The sequence below is a fragment of the Sagittula sp. SSi028 genome (assembly GCF_048553715.1).
Lineage (GTDB): Bacteria > Pseudomonadota > Alphaproteobacteria > Rhodobacterales > Rhodobacteraceae > Sagittula.
This window is the reverse complement of record NZ_JBLZNC010000009.1, coordinates 58,070-72,743: the sequence shown is the minus strand read 5'-3', so window position 1 is coordinate 72,743 and position 14,674 is coordinate 58,070. Positions and strand designations below refer to the sequence as shown.

14 protein-coding genes are annotated in these 14,674 nt (G+C 62.2%); 8 read left to right on the top strand and 6 right to left on the bottom strand.

Annotated features, from left to right (window positions below; all coding sequences use genetic code 11):
• The first annotated feature begins 6 nt into the window (after nucleotides 1-6).
• On the top strand, nucleotides 7-810 hold the full coding sequence (locus ACN5AZ_RS16130) for a sulfite exporter TauE/SafE family protein (protein ID WP_419429934.1): 804 nt from the start codon (nucleotides 7-9) through the stop codon (nucleotides 808-810).
• Nucleotides 811-813: 3 nt separating this feature from the next.
• Here ACN5AZ_RS16130 and ACN5AZ_RS16125 read toward each other — a convergent pair whose 3' ends face one another.
• On the bottom strand, nucleotides 814-1,488 hold the full coding sequence (locus tag ACN5AZ_RS16125; protein WP_419429933.1) for a GntR family transcriptional regulator: 675 nt from the start codon (nucleotides 1,486-1,488) through the stop codon (nucleotides 814-816).
• Nucleotides 1,489-1,764: 276 nt separating this feature from the next.
• Here ACN5AZ_RS16125 and chrA point away from each other — a divergent pair, with 276 nt between their 5' ends.
• Nucleotides 1,765-2,955, top strand: coding sequence for a chromate efflux transporter (gene chrA, locus ACN5AZ_RS16120; RefSeq protein WP_419429932.1), 1,191 nt, complete (start codon nucleotides 1,765-1,767; stop codon nucleotides 2,953-2,955).
• Here the strand turns inward: chrA and ACN5AZ_RS16115 are convergent.
• From ACN5AZ_RS16115 to ACN5AZ_RS16095, 5 genes are read right to left on the bottom strand one after another with little or no spacing between them, the layout of a single operon-like run.
• Nucleotides 2,952-4,187, bottom strand: a complete 1,236-nt coding sequence (locus ACN5AZ_RS16115; protein ID WP_419429931.1) for an NAD(P)/FAD-dependent oxidoreductase — start codon at nucleotides 4,185-4,187, stop codon at nucleotides 2,952-2,954. The genes chrA and ACN5AZ_RS16115 overlap by 4 nt on opposite strands.
• 6 nt (nucleotides 4,188-4,193) lie before the next feature.
• Nucleotides 4,194-4,535 (bottom strand): RidA family protein, encoded by a 342-nt coding sequence (locus ACN5AZ_RS16110; RefSeq protein ID WP_419429930.1) that lies wholly within the window; start codon nucleotides 4,533-4,535, stop codon nucleotides 4,194-4,196.
• 57 nt (nucleotides 4,536-4,592) lie between these two features.
• On the bottom strand, nucleotides 4,593-5,975 hold the full coding sequence (locus tag ACN5AZ_RS16105) for an aspartate aminotransferase family protein (protein ID WP_419429929.1): 1,383 nt from the start codon (nucleotides 5,973-5,975) through the stop codon (nucleotides 4,593-4,595).
• Between the two features lie 34 nt (nucleotides 5,976-6,009).
• Complete coding sequence (locus tag ACN5AZ_RS16100; RefSeq protein ID WP_419429928.1) at nucleotides 6,010-7,041, bottom strand: histone deacetylase family protein; 1,032 nt, start codon at nucleotides 7,039-7,041, stop codon at nucleotides 6,010-6,012.
• Nucleotides 7,038-7,742, bottom strand: coding sequence for a GntR family transcriptional regulator (locus ACN5AZ_RS16095; protein ID WP_419429927.1), 705 nt, complete (start codon nucleotides 7,740-7,742; stop codon nucleotides 7,038-7,040). The genes ACN5AZ_RS16100 and ACN5AZ_RS16095 overlap by 4 nt, the downstream gene beginning before the upstream one ends.
• A gap of 142 nt (nucleotides 7,743-7,884) precedes the next feature.
• Here ACN5AZ_RS16095 and ACN5AZ_RS16090 point away from each other — a divergent pair, with 142 nt between their 5' ends.
• The 6 genes from ACN5AZ_RS16090 to ACN5AZ_RS16065 all read left to right on the top strand — a co-directional run bounded on the left by ACN5AZ_RS16090 (nucleotide 7,885) and on the right by ACN5AZ_RS16065 (nucleotide 14,672).
• Entirely contained in the window at nucleotides 7,885-8,649 is a 765-nt protein-coding gene (locus ACN5AZ_RS16090; RefSeq protein ID WP_419429926.1) for a class II aldolase/adducin family protein, read from the top strand.
• A 64-nt stretch (nucleotides 8,650-8,713) separates the two neighbouring features.
• On the top strand, nucleotides 8,714-10,261 hold the full coding sequence (locus ACN5AZ_RS16085; protein ID WP_419429925.1) for an ABC transporter substrate-binding protein: 1,548 nt from the start codon (nucleotides 8,714-8,716) through the stop codon (nucleotides 10,259-10,261).
• 72 nt (nucleotides 10,262-10,333) lie between these two features.
• The gene (locus ACN5AZ_RS16080) at nucleotides 10,334-11,311 is read left to right on the top strand and encodes an ABC transporter permease (RefSeq protein ID WP_419429924.1); all 978 of its coding nucleotides are present in this window, start codon (nucleotides 10,334-10,336) and stop codon (nucleotides 11,309-11,311) included.
• A gap of 3 nt (nucleotides 11,312-11,314) precedes the next feature.
• Nucleotides 11,315-12,148 carry an ABC transporter permease gene (locus ACN5AZ_RS16075; RefSeq protein WP_419429923.1) on the top strand — a complete coding sequence of 278 codons (834 nt, stop codon included), beginning with the start codon at nucleotides 11,315-11,317 and terminating at the stop codon, nucleotides 12,146-12,148.
• Nucleotides 12,145-13,761, top strand: coding sequence for a dipeptide ABC transporter ATP-binding protein (locus ACN5AZ_RS16070; protein WP_419429922.1), 1,617 nt, complete (start codon nucleotides 12,145-12,147; stop codon nucleotides 13,759-13,761). The genes ACN5AZ_RS16075 and ACN5AZ_RS16070 overlap by 4 nt, the downstream gene beginning before the upstream one ends.
• Nucleotides 13,758-14,672 carry a 2-hydroxyacid dehydrogenase gene (locus ACN5AZ_RS16065; RefSeq protein WP_419429921.1) on the top strand — a complete coding sequence of 305 codons (915 nt, stop codon included), beginning with the start codon at nucleotides 13,758-13,760 and terminating at the stop codon, nucleotides 14,670-14,672. The genes ACN5AZ_RS16070 and ACN5AZ_RS16065 overlap by 4 nt, the downstream gene beginning before the upstream one ends.
• Nucleotides 14,673-14,674 lie beyond the last annotated feature (2 nt).

The following is a 14,674-nucleotide window of genomic DNA, read 5'->3' as shown; positions in this document are numbered from 1 at the left end:
CATCAGATGTTAGAGCTTTTGCCCATTGTCGCGGGCGTCATCGCGGCGTCGATCCTTGCGGGGATCATGGCCGGCCTTCTGGGGGTGGGGGGCGGTATCGTCCTTGTGCCGGTGCTGTTCTGGATCTTGTCGTTCATCGATTTCCCGGCTGCGCTGTCGATGCATATGGCGGTGGCGACCTCGCTGGCGACGATCATTTTCACCTCCATCTCCTCGGCCCGCGCGCATCACAAACGCGGGTCCGTCGATACCGCGCTGATGCGTCGCTGGGGGCCGGGTCTGGTGCTGGGCGCCTTGGCCGGAGGTCTGGCCGCCAAGTTTATCCAGCCTGATGGATTGCGCATGATCTTTGGCGTCATTGCCTTGGTGGTCGCGGTCAATATGGCCACACCGAAAACGCTGGTCCTGTCTGATCACTTGCCCAACTCCCGCGCGGCAAATGGCGCGATTTCAACGGTGATCGGGTTCTTCTCGGCCTTGATGGGGATTGGCGGGGGCACCTTGTCTGTCCCCACGTTGTCAGCCTTTTCATTCGACATCAAACGCGCCGTGGGGACTGCGGCGGCCTTTGGCATTCTGATCGCCTTGCCCGCGATGCTGGGGTTTGTGGTGTCAGGTTGGGGCGTGGCAGATCGTCCGCCGTTCTCGCTGGGCTATGTCAGCGTGCCGGCGGCCTTGCTGATCCTGCCGTTTACTGTGGGCTTTGCCCCGCTCGGCGCGCGGTTGGCGCACAGTCTGGATGCCATCTGGATCAAACGCGCCTTCGCGCTGTTTCTAGGGGTGACCGCGCTGCGGATGCTGCTGGGTTAAGCGCTAGCCCATCCGGGTCAGCACTTCTCTGGCGGCGCTCATCAGGTGCCGCCGGAGCGCGCGTTCCGCCCCTTTGGGGTCACGGTCCAGAAGGGATTTTACGATCTCTTCATGTTCGTCATGGGACCGCGCCATACGCATTGCGCTTTGCAGTTGGAACTTACGGAAAGGCGCCAATTTAACGCGCAAGGTATTTGCCAATTCAATTAGATCTGTATTCTGCGTTGCGGCAAATATTATTTTGTGAAACTCGCTATTGGATTTGTCATATTCCGCCTGTTCGTCGCGTTTCGCCAATTTTCCCATTTTGACATGAAGCGCCTCTAGATTGACGCGCTCGCCCATTGTCATGCGTTCTGCAGCCAATCTGCCACAAAGTGCCTCTATTTCGGCCATAGCCTCAAACATTTGTTCCACGCGCTCGCGCGACACATCGGCCACGATGACGCCCTTGTAGGGTTTCCGCTCTGCCAAGGCGCGGGCGACGAGTTCGTGCAATGCCTCGCGGATCGGGGTTCTGGAGACGCCAAACCGTTGAACAAGCTTGTTTTCATCCAGCTTTGATCCGGCGGGATGCAGTCCTGCGACGATCTCGGCCTCCAGCGTTTCGGCAATCGTCGCACTGGCCAGCCTGCGCGGTTCCGCCTTTTCGACTGCTGAATTGGATGCGCCGCTCATTTTGGACTGGCTCCTGTATATCGCATGCGGCCGCCGGTAATCGCGGGCCGGTTTAAGATTTAATTTTACACCCGTTTTCCGAAGGGGGCCACAGTTTTTTGAATCATAGTGGTCTCGAATTTCCTACCCCTTCAGACTCCTCTATTTTTCCCAAGGTGATCATCGAGTGTAATGCTCAAGGTCAAGCGCCGATAAAATATTGCACTGACCTTCATAAAATTTCCATGTTAGGAGAGCAGACATCTCGCAATATTTATCGCCTCTGAAGGAGCCCAGATGACCAAGCCGGAACACGCCCCCGCACCGCCTTCTGGTCGTGTCCTAGAGGTTCTGGGCGCCTTTCTGAAGCTCGGGCTGACATCTTTTGGCGGGCCGGTGGCGCATCTGGGCTACTTTCGCGAGGAATTCGTCGCGCGGCGCGGTTGGCTGACCGATCACGCCTACGCGGATCTGGTCGCCTTGTGCCAGTTTCTGCCCGGTCCCGCATCGAGCCAGGTGGGATTTGCGCTTGGTATGATGCGGGCGGGTTGGCTTGGCGCGCTTGCGGCCTTTGTGGCGTTTACCTTGCCGTCAGCGATTGTGATGGCGGTTTTTGCGCTGACAGCCGCCTCGCTTGACGGACCTGTCGCGGATGGGGTGCTTCACGGGTTAAAGGTCGTGGCCGTCGCAATTGTCGCGCAGGCGGTTTTGGGCATGGCGCGCACGCTGTGCCCTGACCCCCTCCGCGCCAGTATTGCCGTTGTGGCGGTGATCAGCTTGGCGATCATGTCTGGGCCATTCGGGATGGTTGCGGCGATTGTGATCGGCGCGGTGGCGGGGTTGGTTCTGGACAAAGACAAAGCCGTTCCGCCCGCGTCAGAGATGTCGTTGCCGATCCGACCAGCGCAGGGGATCGCAGCGCTGATCGCCTGCACGGTATTGCTGTTAGGCTTGCCTTTTGCGGCGGATAGCGGGTTCGGAATGTTCGACGCCTTTTACCGCTCGGGGGCGCTGGTCTTTGGCGGGGGGCATGTGGTCTTGCCGCTGCTGGAGGCGGAAACCGTTGCACCCGGCGCGCTGGCGGCAGACACGTTCTTGGCGGGCTACGGCGCGGCGCAGGCGGTGCCGGGGCCATTGTTTACCTTCGCGGCCTACCTTGGCGCGGCCATGGGCGGGTGGAGCGGTGCGCTTGTCGCATTGATCGCAATCTTCCTTCCCGGCTTTTTGTTGCTCGTTGGGGTGCTGCCCTTCTGGGATCGTTTCCGCGCGTTGACCGCTGCGCAATCAATGATGCGCGGTGCGAACGCAGCGGTTGTAGGCATTTTGGGCGCGGCGCTCTACGATCCGGTTTTCACCAGCGCAATCAAAGGCATGGCGGATTTCTCGCTGGCTCTGACCTGTTTTGTTTTGCTGATCGTCTGGAAGCAATCGCCGCTGCGCGTGGTGATCGTCGCAGCCTTTGGCGGGGTGATCACGGCGCTGATCTAGCGCCGCAAACGCGCAGGCGACAGGGCATCCAGAACAGGGCCACCAGCGCCGTCCATAGCATCGGCGAGCAGCCGCGCAGAGGTGGGGCCAAGCGTGAAGCCCTGATGCCCGTGGCCGAAATTGACCCAAAGCGATGTGTGATCCGGCGCCGCGCCCACCACTGGCAGCATATCCGGCATACAGGGTCGCGTGCCGAGCCATTGCGGTTCTGCAATCCGTGGGCCAATGGGCAGAATGTCTGCGATCCGGCGGGCGCCGGTCGTCAGTTGGCGTGGGTCCAGCGGCGCGTTGCGTGCCACAAGGGCCGCGCCGGTCGCCAGCCTTAGCCCTTGGGCCATCGGGCTTGCCACGATGCCGTTGTCTGCGTCGACAAGCGGCCGGTTCGGCAGGTGAGGCGCTGTGAAATGGCCATGGTATCCGCGCTTGTATACCATTTGAATTTTCAAACCGAAGCGCGCCGCCAAATCTGCTGACCACGGCCCAAGCGCGATGACCACGTGTTCGGCCTGAAGGGATCCGTCGTCTGTCGCGATGTCCCATCCGCCCGACCGGTGCTGCAGTGTCTCGGCGTCTCCCCGCACCACATGTCCGCCGCGCTTGGTGAACAATCGTGCATAGCGTTCCACCAAACCACCGGGATCAGAACAGGCCCATGACTGATCCATCAGCAGACCGCCAGCGGGCCGATCAGTCAGCGCAGGCTCAATTGCGCGCAAGCCTGTGCTGTCAAAGTGGTGCGAGGTGACGCCCCACCGCGCCCGCAGCCGTGCCGCGTCTGCGACAGCGGCGTCGAGATCGCGCGGATTGCGGAACACCAGCATCATGCCATCGCGGCGGATCAGCTCCTCTGCACCGGAGGCTTTGATCCAAGGGGCGTGGTCGGCTGTCGCGCCCAAGGTCATCTGTGCGTAGATCCCGCTGATCCGCGCGTGGCTGGCGGGGGCCGAGTGCCGGAAATACTGCCAAAGGGCGGGCGCCATCCGCGCCAACGCCCCCCAGTGATAGGTCACATCGTTGTCGCGTCGCAGCGCATAGCGCAACAGCGTGCGGAGGTCGCGCGGCAGGGCATAGGGTTCGGCGGCCTCGGCCTGAATGATGCCTGCGTTGCCAAAGCTGGTTTCCCGTCCGGGCGCGCGGCGGTCCACCAGTGTCACGTCGTGGCCGCGCGCCTGAAGCTCAAGCGCGCTGCTCACGCCGATCATACCGGCGCCAAGGATCGCGACCTCTGCCATAAGCGATCAGGCTTCGGCGATGACAGTGATTTCCAATCGCGCATCAATCACAAGATCGGCCACGACGGTGGTCCGCACCGGCAAAGGATCGGAGAAATACGACGCGTATACAGTATTGAATGCTGCGAAGTCGGCCTTGTCCGTCAGGTAGCAGGTGCAGGACACCACATTGCCAAGGTCCATGCCTTCGCTAGCCAGCGTGGCGGTGATCCGGTCCAGACAGTTGCGGGTCTGCGCCTCGATCCCGTCGGGGATCGTGCCATCCGCGTCAAAGCCCAGTTCCCCCGACAGATACAGGGTGGACCCTACGCGGCGGGACTTTGACAGGGGGATTTTTGCAAGCGACATGGGTCGTCCTTTGTTTGGAATGGGAATGGGTCGCCGGTTCGCAGCGACCCGTCGGTATTATTTCAGCCCTTCGGCGCGCGCCCAGTCGAGCGCGCGGTCCAGCGCGCGGCCGGTGCGGGCGAGGATCTCGGCGATGTCGTCCTCGGTCACGATCAGCGGCGGGCAGAAGGCCACGGTTTCATAGACCGCGCGAATGATCAGCCCCTCTTCGGCAGCGAATTCGGCCACTTTCTTAGCCATGGAGCCCGCAGGTTCAAAGGCGCGCCGCGCGTCCTTGTCTGCGGCCAGTTCGATCCCCGCAATCAGACCGACTCCGCGGATCTCACCCACCAACGGGTGGTCGGCAAACTGCCGCAGGCCGTTTTGAAAGGCGTCCTCCAGCCGCGCGGCGTTGCCCATCAGATCTTGCTCTTCGATGATGGCGATGTTTTCCAGACCAACGGCGCAGGCGACGGGGTGGCCGGATGCGGTAAAGCCATGCCCGAAGGTGCCGAGCTTGGCCGTGTGGTCTGCCACGGCATCATACACACGATCATTCACCACAATGGCCGCCAGCGGCAGATAGCTGGAGGTCAGCTGTTTCGAGGTCACCAGAATGTCGGGGGTAAAGCCATAGCGCTCACAGCCCCAGCGCGCGCCGGTGCGTCCGAACCCGTTGATGACCTCGTCTGACACCATCAGGATATCGTACTTGCGGCACAGCGCCTCGACCCCCTGCCAGTAGCCTTCGGGCGGGGTCATCACGCCGCCTGCACCCATGACCGGTTCGCCGATGAAGGCCGCGATGGTATCGGGGTCTTCGGCCAGAATGGTGTCCTCCATCTCGCGCAGCAGACGGGCGGTAAAATCGGCCTCGGACTCTCCCGCCTCGCCCCACTTCCAATGGTGCGGACAGGTCAGATGCACCACAGGAATGGCGGGCAAGTCGAAATCGGTATGGTTGGCCGGCAGCCCCGTCAGGGATCCGGACGCAATGGTGATGCCGTGATAGGCCTTGTTGCGCGACAGGAACTTCTTTTTCTGTGGCTTGCCCAGCCCGTTCATCATGAACCAGACCATTTTGACCACGGTGTCGTTGGCCTCGGACCCGGAGTTGGTGAAAAACACGCGGTTCATGCCCTCGGGTGTCAGCTCGACCAGCTTTTCGGCCAGACGGATCGACGGTTCATGCGCCTTATGGGCAAAGCTGTGGTAGTAGGGCAGCTTTTTCATCTGCGCATAGGCGGCATCGGCCAGACGGGTTTCGGAAAACCCCACGGCGACGGACCACAGCCCGGCCAGCGCCTCGATGTATTCCTTGCCCTCGCTGTCAAAGACCCGCACGCCATCGCCGTGGGTCATGATCATGGGGCCGGTTGTCTCATGGGCGCGCATGTTGGTGTAGGGATGCATCGAATGGGCGATGTCAGAGGCATGCAGCGAATTGGGGCGTTCGTTCATTGGAGTGCTCCGGTGGCGCGTGTCAAGAATGGGATCAGCGGGCGGGGCGGCCCATAAAGCCGCCAAGGAAAGAGGTCAGAGAGGTGGTCAGATCGTCCGAGAGGTAGCCGCCCTCCTGGACAATCGCACAAGGAAGACCGGCTGCGGCGATCAGACGTCCGGCCTGTGCAAATCCGTCCCACGAAACCTGCATCCCTTTCAATGGGTCTTTTTCATGGGCATCCAGACCCAGACTGATGACCAAGGCATCGGGTTCAAAGTCAGAGATCCTCGCAAGGCCGGTTTCGATGGCCGCGATCCAACCGTCATCGGTGGTGCTTCGGGGCAGGGGCAGGTTCAGGTTGTAGCCCTCACCCGCGCCACTGCCTGTTTCATGGGCATAACCGACGAAGAAGGGATAATAGGCCTGCGTCTCTGCATGCACAGAGACGGTCAGCACGTCGGCGCGGTCGTAGAAGATCGCCTGTGTGCCGTTGCCGTGGTGCACATCGATGTCGAGCACCGCGACCTTGTCGAATTTCGTGCGCAGCCGTCCGGCGGCGATGGCCGAGACATTCAGAAGGCAATGGCCTGCCGCCATATCGGCGCTGGAATGGTGCCCCGGTGGGCGGGTCAGGGCATAGGCCGCTCGTTCGCCCGAGATCACCGCATCTGCCGCTGCGACGGCACAGTCGGCTGCGGCACGAGTAGCGCGCCAGCTGTGTTCGCCCAAAGGCGCCGAGGTGTCGCCCATATGCCAACCCGCGCGGCCCACGACACCCGTCGGATAGGTCGCGGTTGCCCGCTGCGCAAAGGCATTTGGCACCACCTCTGGCCCTGCATCGGGCAGCTTTTGCCATTCGTCCCATGCGGTCTCGAGAAACTGCAGGAACGCAGGAGTATGGACCGCTTCCAGCGCGTCCTGCGGGGCGCGGGCGGGCGTCTGAGTTGTAAGGCCAAGCTGATCCAGTCCGGCGCGCAAAAGCCGCGCGCGCTCTGCTTGTTCGGCGTTGCGGTGGATCTTGCCGTTGGTCAGGCGAAAGACGGGATCGTGGGCTTCAGTGTCGGGCGCGTAAAAGCATTTCATGGGGTGGGCTTGCCTTCTTCCAGAGAGCGGAACTGTTGGGTCACCAGATCACGGGCGACCTCGATGTGGTATTCGATGGCCTCAACGGCCAGGGTTTCGTCCGAGGCGCGCAAGGCGTCCAGAATGGGTTCGTGGGTCTCCGCCATTTTGGCGGGATCGTCATACAGCCTGCCGATCACCATGATGGAAAACTCGGTCTCGGTGGCGATCTGGTCGAAGACTGCCAAAAGCTTGGGATTGCCGGAACCTGCGCAAAGCGCGCGGTGGAATTCCATATCGGCCTCCACCTGCGTCAGCATGTCATGGCCGGGTTTGGCCACCTCGTGCAGCCGGTCGATATGGGCGCGTAACTGCGCCTCTGTTTCGCCCAGACCGTCGCGGATCAGGCGCCGGATCGATGCGGTCTCGATGATGATGCGGAGCTCGTATAGATCGTCGAGCGCCTTGGCGTCGATCTGGCGGACGAAGAACCCGCGATTGGCGATGTAGGACACCAGCCCCGAGGATTCCAAAAGCCGCGCCGCCTCGCGCACAGGGGCGCGGGACACACCCAGATCGCGGGCAATCACGGATTCCGACAGACGCGCGCCGGGCGCAAGCTGGCCCGTGACAATCGCCTGCGACAACCGATTGGTGATCCTTTCGACCAAACCTTCGCGGTCCAGTGGTGCAAACCCGGAATTGCCCTGTGTGTCATCCATAGTTTGACGGCTTTCATTACTCAAAACTGCATCTTTCTCAGTCAGCGTAATTGTAGAATTGCCGATTGTCGACAATTCTCTTGACGAAGGCGGGGGCGATGACGTTACGCTGGGGTCAAGCGAACAAAAAAGGATCAATTCAATGCCTGATGGTGCAAACACCCCCGTCTCCGAGATCCGCCGCGATCTTGCGGCGGCCTATCGCCTGATCGCGCTGTGGGGGATGGATGACAGCATCTACACGCATATATCGGCGCGCCTGCCCGATGGACCGGAGGGAGAGAAGCGGTTCCTGCTGAATCCCTACGGTCTGGCCTTTGATGAAGTGTGCGCCAGCAATCTGGTGACCGTGGACGAAACAGGAGCGGTGATCGACGATCCCTTTGGTGCAGGTGTGAACGCCGCCGGGTTCACCATCCATTCCGCCGTGCATATGGCGCGCCATGATGCGGTGTGCGTGCTGCACAATCATACCGTGGCAGGCGTGGCCGTGTCCTCGATCGAGGAGGGGCTGTTGTCGCTGAACCAATGGTCGGCACAGTTCCACAACCGCATCGCCTATCACGACTACGAAGGCATCGCGCTGGATCTGTCCGAACGCGAACGGATCGTGGCCGATCTGGGCGCGCGTAACATCATGTTGCTGCGCAATCACGGCACGCTTGTTCTGGGGCGTTCGGTGGCAGAAGCGGCGATTTATGCGCTGAACCTTGAACGGTCCTGTCAGGCGCAGGTGGCGGCCTATTCCATGGGGCTGACCCCGCGCGTGCTGCCCGATGACATCGCCGAACACACCGCGCAGCAATACGAAAAAGGCTACGACAGCGTCGAGCGGAGCGGCAAGAACCCCGAATGGGACGCGATGCTGCGCAAGCTGGACCGCGAGATGCCCGGCTGGGCTGACTGATCAAAATAGGACGCGGGTCAACCGCGCGGCTTTTGTTCCTCCTTCAACACCACAGGGAAAACCGATGACTTACCTCAAAGCGACGACATTTCTCATTGCGGCCGCTCTTGCGGCGCCCTTGGCCGCCCAAGAGGCCGGTGGACGGCTTGATATTGTGGTGCAGCCAGAGCCGCCGGGCCTGATGCTGGGTCTGGTGCAGAACGGGCCGACCCAACTGGTGGCCGGTGACATCTACGAAAGCCTTCTGCGCTATGACACGGAACTGACCCCGCAGCCGAGCCTTGCCAAGTCATGGGAGATTTCCGATGACGGTCTGGTCTACACTTTCACGCTGCAGGACGGGGTGACGTGGCATGATGGCACGGCCTTCACGGCGGCGGATGTGGTGTTCTCGGCAGATGTGTTCCTGCGTGAAACCCATGCGCGTCTGCGGGCCAGTCTTGCCTATGTCGACACGATCGAGGCCCCCGACGACAACACGGTTGTCTTCACGCTGAAAGAGCCGTTTGGCCCCTTCATCAACGTCTTCGAGGTGGGTACCATGCCCATCGTGCCCAAACACATCTATGAGGGCACCGATTACGCCACCAACGACATGAACGCCACGCCCATTGGCACCGGTCCATTCAAGTTCGCACAATGGGAAAAGGGCAGCTACATCCATCTGGTCAAGAACGAGGACTACTATCTGGAGGGCCAGCCCCACCTTGATGAGGTCTACTATCGCGTGATCCCCGATGCGGCGGCCCGTGCGGTGGCTTTTGAAACCGGCGAAGTCGACGTGTTGCCCGGCGGATCGGTGGAAAACTGGGATGTGCCCCGCCTGACCGAAATGGACGGCGTATGTTCCACCGGCAAAGGGTGGGAGTTCTTTGCCCCGCATGCGTGGATGTGGTTGAACAACCGCGAAGGCCCGACCTCGGACGAGCGGTTCCGTCAGGCGGTGATGTATGCCATGGACCGCGAATTCGTCCGTGACGTGGTCTGGAACGGCTTTGGCACCGTCGCCACAGGGCCTGTTTCCTCCAAGACCAATTTCTATAGCGATGACGTCACCGACTACAGCTATGACCCTGATAAAGCGCGCGAACTGCTCGACGAGATGGGCTATGATGGCGAGCCGGTGCGCCTGCTGCCGATCCCCTATGGCGAGACATGGCTGCGGTGGGCCGAAGCCGTGCGTCAGAACCTGTCCGAGGCCGGCATCAACATCCAGCTGGAAAGCACCGATGTCGCCGGCTGGAACGAGAAAACCTCGCAGTGGGACTACGACATCGCCTTTACCTACCTGTACCAATACGGTGATCCCGCTTTGGGTGTGTCGCGCAACTACACCGCCGACCGTATCGAAAAGGGCAGCCCGTGGAACAACGTCGAGGGGTATGACAACCCCGAGCTGGACGCCAAATGGGCGGCGGCGGCGACCATGGTCTCTGCCGAAGACCGCGCCGCGGCCTATGCCGAGATCCAGAAAGAGATCGTCGAAGACGTGCCCGTCGCGTGGCTGATGGAGCTGGAATTCCCCACCATCTACCGCTGTGACACGCAGGATCTGGTGACCACGGCCATCGGTGTGAACGACGGTCTGCGCGACGCGTGGATCGAAAAGTAAGCGGGCAAGACTGCCGGTTGCAGGCGTGAGGGGCTCTGTCTCACGCCTGCGACCCTGCCAAAGGACCCTGTCATGACTGTTTTCCTGACGATCGCCACGCGGCTTGCGAAGGCGGCGTTGACCCTGATTGCCATCGCGATCCTGAACTTTCTGCTGCTGCACGCCGCACCCGGCGACCCCGCGCTGGTGCTGGCGGGGGAAGCAGGCGCCGCCGACGCGGAAACCATTGCCCAGCTGCGCGAACGCTTTGGTCTGGACCAGCCGTTCCACGTGCAGCTTGGCAAATACGTATGGGGCATCCTGCAGTTCGATCTGGGATATTCCTTCCGCCAAGGCGCGCCTGTCGCGCAGCTGATCGCCGAACGTCTTCCCGCCACCATTTTGCTGACCATGACCGCCTTTGTGATCTCGCTCGTGCTGGGGATTTCCTTTGGTGTGGCGGCGGCGGCGCGCATCGGGCGCCCGTCTGACAGCATCCTGACGACACTGGCGCTGCTGTTTTATGCGACCCCGCTTTATTGGGCGGCGCTCATGGCGGTTCTGGTCTTTTCGGTCTGGCTGGGATGGCTGCCGGGCTTTGGGTATCAAACCGTGGGCGCGGATTACACGGGCCTTGCCAAACTGGTCGACATCGCGCGCCATCTGGTGCTGCCGGCGGTGACCTTGGGGCTGTTTTTCATGGCCGTTTACATGCGCATGACCCGCGCCTCCATGCTGGAGGTGAGCCAGATGGATTTCGTCAAAACCGCCCGCGCCAAAGGGTTGGCCGACAGCGTGATCCGACGCCGCCACATACTGCGCAACGCGATTCTGCCGGTCGTCACGCTGGCCGGATTGCAGGCGGGGCAGCTTGTGGGCGGGGCGGTGCTGACAGAGACGGTGTTTGCATGGCCGGGGATCGGGCGGCTGATGTTCGAAAGCCTCGCGGCCCGTGACTACAACACCATTCTCGGCGTTTTCATCGTCTCTGCCGCCATGGTGATCTTTTTCAACGTCGTGACCGACATCGTCTACCGGCTTGTCGATCCACGCATCGCTTCGAGGGCCTGAGCCATGTGGAAACGGTTTCGCAAAAATCCAGCCGCGATGGCAGGTGTGGTGTTGCTGTTGGCGGTGCTCGCCATCGCGCTGCTAGCGCCGGTGCTTTTTCCCGGTGGCCCGTGGAAGATGGTGCAGCGTCCCTTTTTGACGCCGGGCACGATGGACGGTCTGCCGCTTGGCACAGATACGCTGGGCCGCAACGTGGCCGCGCAACTGGCCTATGGCGCGCGCGTGTCCTTGCTGGTGGGGTTGGTGTCCACGCTGGTCGCGCTTTTGATCGGTGTGCCGCTGGGGGCCTTGGCGGGCTTTTACGGCGCGTGGGTCGATGAGGGGGCTATGCGCTTTACCGAATTCTTCCAGACCATCCCCAACTTTGCGTTGGCCATTGTGCTGGTCGCGATTTTTGAACCGTCCTTGGGATCGATCACGCTGGCCATTGCCATCGTGTCATGGCCGCCGGTGGCGCGTCTGGTCCGCGCCGAGGTCATGGCCCTGCGCCAACGCGAATTTGTCGAGGCCGCGCGGCTGGCCGGTCTGACACGCAGGCGCATCCTGATCCAGCAGGTGCTGCCGAACACGGTCTCACCGATCATCGTGATGGCGTCTTTGATGGTGGCCACGGCGATCTTGCTGGAAAGCTCGCTGTCGTTTCTGGGGCTGGGTGATCCCAACGCCATGAGTTGGGGCTACATGATCGGATCTGCCCGCACCGTGATCCGCAGTGCATGGTGGCTGTCTTTCTTCCCCGGCGTGGCGATCATTTTGACTGTGTTGGCGCTGAACCTGATTGGCGAGGGCCTGAACGACGCGCTGAACCCGCATCTGAGCCGAAAGGGCACCTCATGACCACGCTGGCCATCGAACATCTGTCGATCGCCCTGCCGCAGGGCGCGGACCGCCCCTTTGCGGTGGATGATCTGTCCTTGTCCATTGATGCGGGCACCATCCTGTGCGTCGTGGGCGAGAGCGGGTCGGGAAAATCCATGACCGCCAATGCGCTGATGGGGCTTTTGCCACAGGGCGTGCGTGTGCATGCAGGCGCTGCCAAATTCGAAGGCACCGATGTGCTGCGTCTGCCGGACGCGCAACGCCGCGCACTACGGGGCGAAAAGATCGCCATGATCTTTCAGGAGCCGATGACCGCGCTGAACCCCCTGATGCGGATCGGTGACCAGATCGCGGAGGTCTTTGCCGCCCACAATCGTTTCACCCCGGCAGAGCGGCGCGCAAAGGCGCTGGAGCTGATCCGCGAGGTGCAACTGCCGGACCCGGAAAAGATCATCCGCGCCTTTCCCTTCCAGCTGTCGGGCGGGCAACGCCAGCGGGCGATGATCGCTATGGCGCTGGCGCTGGAACCGGCGGTTCTGATCGCGGATGAACCTACGACCGCGCTGGATGTGACCACGCAGGCGCAAATTCTGCGGCTGATCCTTGATCTGCGTGACCGCCGCGGCATGGCGGTGATGTTCATTACCCATGATTTCGGCGTGGTCGCGGAAATCGCCGATGAGGTCATCGTGATGCGCCACGGAAAGGTGGTGGAACGCGGCGCGGCCTCTGCGGTCCTGGACCATCCCCAGCACGCATATACGCGCAAATTGCTGGATGCGATCCCGTCGGACGCCCTGCCGCCTGCACGCAGTCCCGCGTCAGATGCAGCGCTGGAGATCCGCCACCTGCGCAAGACCTATCGCACCGGCGGTGGACTGTTCCGCCCCGTGCGCGAGGTGCACGCGGTCGATGATGTGTCCCTGACCGTGGGGCGCGGCGAGGTTGTCGGGCTTGTGGGCGAAAGCGGGTCGGGGAAATCGACGCTGGGGCGGACCGTTGTCCGGCTGGTCACCCCCGACAGTGGCGAGGTCCGCGTCGGCGGCACCGATCTTGCGGCCCTGGACGAAGAAGAGCTGCGACGCCAGCGTCATAAGGTGCAGATGGTGTTCCAAGACCCCTATGCCTCGCTCAACCCGCGCCAGCGGATCATGGGCGCGCTCACCGATGGGCCGATTGCCAAAGGTGTGGCGCGCGCGCAGGCACAGGCGCGGGCGCGTGAGTTGCTGGAGATTGTGGGCCTTGGCGCGGATGCGGCCGAGCGTTTCCCGCATGAGTTTTCGGGCGGTCAACGTCAGCGCATCGGGATCGCTCGGGCGCTGGCCATGGACCCCGAACTGATCGTCGCGGACGAGGCGGTGAGCGCGCTGGACGTGTCCATTCAGGCGCAGGTCTTGGATCTTCTGCGGGACCTGCGCGACCGTATGAACCTGTCGATCCTGTTCATCACCCATGACTTGCGCGTCGCGGCGCAGCTGTGCGACCGGATTGCGGTGATGCAAAAGGGGCGCTTGATCGAGATCGGTCCCGTGCGCGACATCTTCCTTGCGCCGAAAGAAGCCTATACACGCGACCTGTTGGCGGCTGTACCGGGCGGCCAATGGACCGATGCACAAAGGGAGCGGGCATGACCGAACAGGCGCTGACGGGGGTGGCCACATGCGCCACGGTGGATTTGCTGGGCTATTACGGTGATGCATTCGCCGAGCTGGCCCCCGATCTGGTCCTGCTGCGCCCCGAAGAGGTCACAGATCCGGCGGCGGTGTCCTTTGTGTTCACCTTCGTGCCGGACGACGACACTTTTGCGCCCTATCCCAACCTGCGTGCGATTTTCTCCGCCGGGGCGGGGACGGATGCGATCATGGCCTGCCCGTCACGGCCCGATCATGTGCCGGTCTACCGCGTCGAAGATCCGGACCAAGCCCTGCAGATGGCCGGTTTCGCGGCCTTCCACGTGGTCTGGCATCACCGGCGCATGGGACAATATCTGGACGATCAGGCGCAACAGGCCTGGAACCCGCGCAACCATCGCATGTCGCCCGCGTCAAAACGCGTGGGCGTGATGGGCTTTGGCCTGATGGGACGCGAGGTGGCACGCTCGCTGGTGACGCTTGGCTATGACGTGGCGGGCTATTCCCGACGCCTGCCAGAGCCGCTTGAAGACGGGGTAGAGGCGTTTACAGACGGCGGTCTGGATCACTTTCTGGCGCGCAGCGATATCCTGATCAACGTGCTGCCCCTGACCCCGCAGACAGAGGGCATTCTGAACGCTGACACCTTCGCCAAGCTGCCCAAAGGCGCGGCGCTGATCCACATCGGGCGCGGCGGACATCTGGTCGAGCAGGATTTGATCGCAGCGCTGGACAGCGGCCATCTGTCCGGTGCCTCGCTTGATGTGTTCGACACTGAACCCTTGCCTGCAGGCCACGCCTTCTGGTCGCATCCGCAGATCTTTGTAACACCGCATGTGGCCTCGGCGTCCGAGGATCGTGCGGTTGTGGCCTCTATCGTCGATCAGTTGCGCACGCTTGCTTCGGCATAAGC

Bases quoted from the DNA above. Each gene is read 5' to 3' on its own strand.
- ACN5AZ_RS16075 (WP_419429923.1), top strand. From the start codon at position 11,315: ATGTGGAAACGGTTTCGCAAAAATCCAGCCGCGATGGCAGGTGTGGTG.
- chrA (WP_419429932.1), top strand. From the start codon at position 1,765: ATGACCAAGCCGGAACACGCCCCCGCACCGCCTTCTGGTCGTGTCCTA.
- ACN5AZ_RS16115 (WP_419429931.1), bottom strand. From the start codon at position 4,187: ATGGCAGAGGTCGCGATCCTTGGCGCCGGTATGATCGGCGTGAGCAGC.
- ACN5AZ_RS16110 (WP_419429930.1), bottom strand. From the start codon at position 4,535: ATGTCGCTTGCAAAAATCCCCCTGTCAAAGTCCCGCCGCGTAGGGTCC.
- ACN5AZ_RS16070 (WP_419429922.1), top strand. From the start codon at position 12,145: ATGACCACGCTGGCCATCGAACATCTGTCGATCGCCCTGCCGCAGGGC.
- ACN5AZ_RS16105 (WP_419429929.1), bottom strand. From the start codon at position 5,975: ATGAACGAACGCCCCAATTCGCTGCATGCCTCTGACATCGCCCATTCG.
- ACN5AZ_RS16090 (WP_419429926.1), top strand. From the start codon at position 7,885: ATGCCTGATGGTGCAAACACCCCCGTCTCCGAGATCCGCCGCGATCTT.
- ACN5AZ_RS16125 (WP_419429933.1), bottom strand. From the start codon at position 1,488: ATGAGCGGCGCATCCAATTCAGCAGTCGAAAAGGCGGAACCGCGCAGG.
- ACN5AZ_RS16130 (WP_419429934.1), top strand. From the start codon at position 7: ATGTTAGAGCTTTTGCCCATTGTCGCGGGCGTCATCGCGGCGTCGATC.
- ACN5AZ_RS16095 (WP_419429927.1), bottom strand. From the start codon at position 7,742: ATGGATGACACACAGGGCAATTCCGGGTTTGCACCACTGGACCGCGAA.
- ACN5AZ_RS16085 (WP_419429925.1), top strand. From the start codon at position 8,714: ATGACTTACCTCAAAGCGACGACATTTCTCATTGCGGCCGCTCTTGCG.
- ACN5AZ_RS16100 (WP_419429928.1), bottom strand. From the start codon at position 7,041: ATGAAATGCTTTTACGCGCCCGACACTGAAGCCCACGATCCCGTCTTT.
- ACN5AZ_RS16065 (WP_419429921.1), top strand. From the start codon at position 13,758: ATGACCGAACAGGCGCTGACGGGGGTGGCCACATGCGCCACGGTGGAT.
- ACN5AZ_RS16080 (WP_419429924.1), top strand. From the start codon at position 10,334: ATGACTGTTTTCCTGACGATCGCCACGCGGCTTGCGAAGGCGGCGTTG.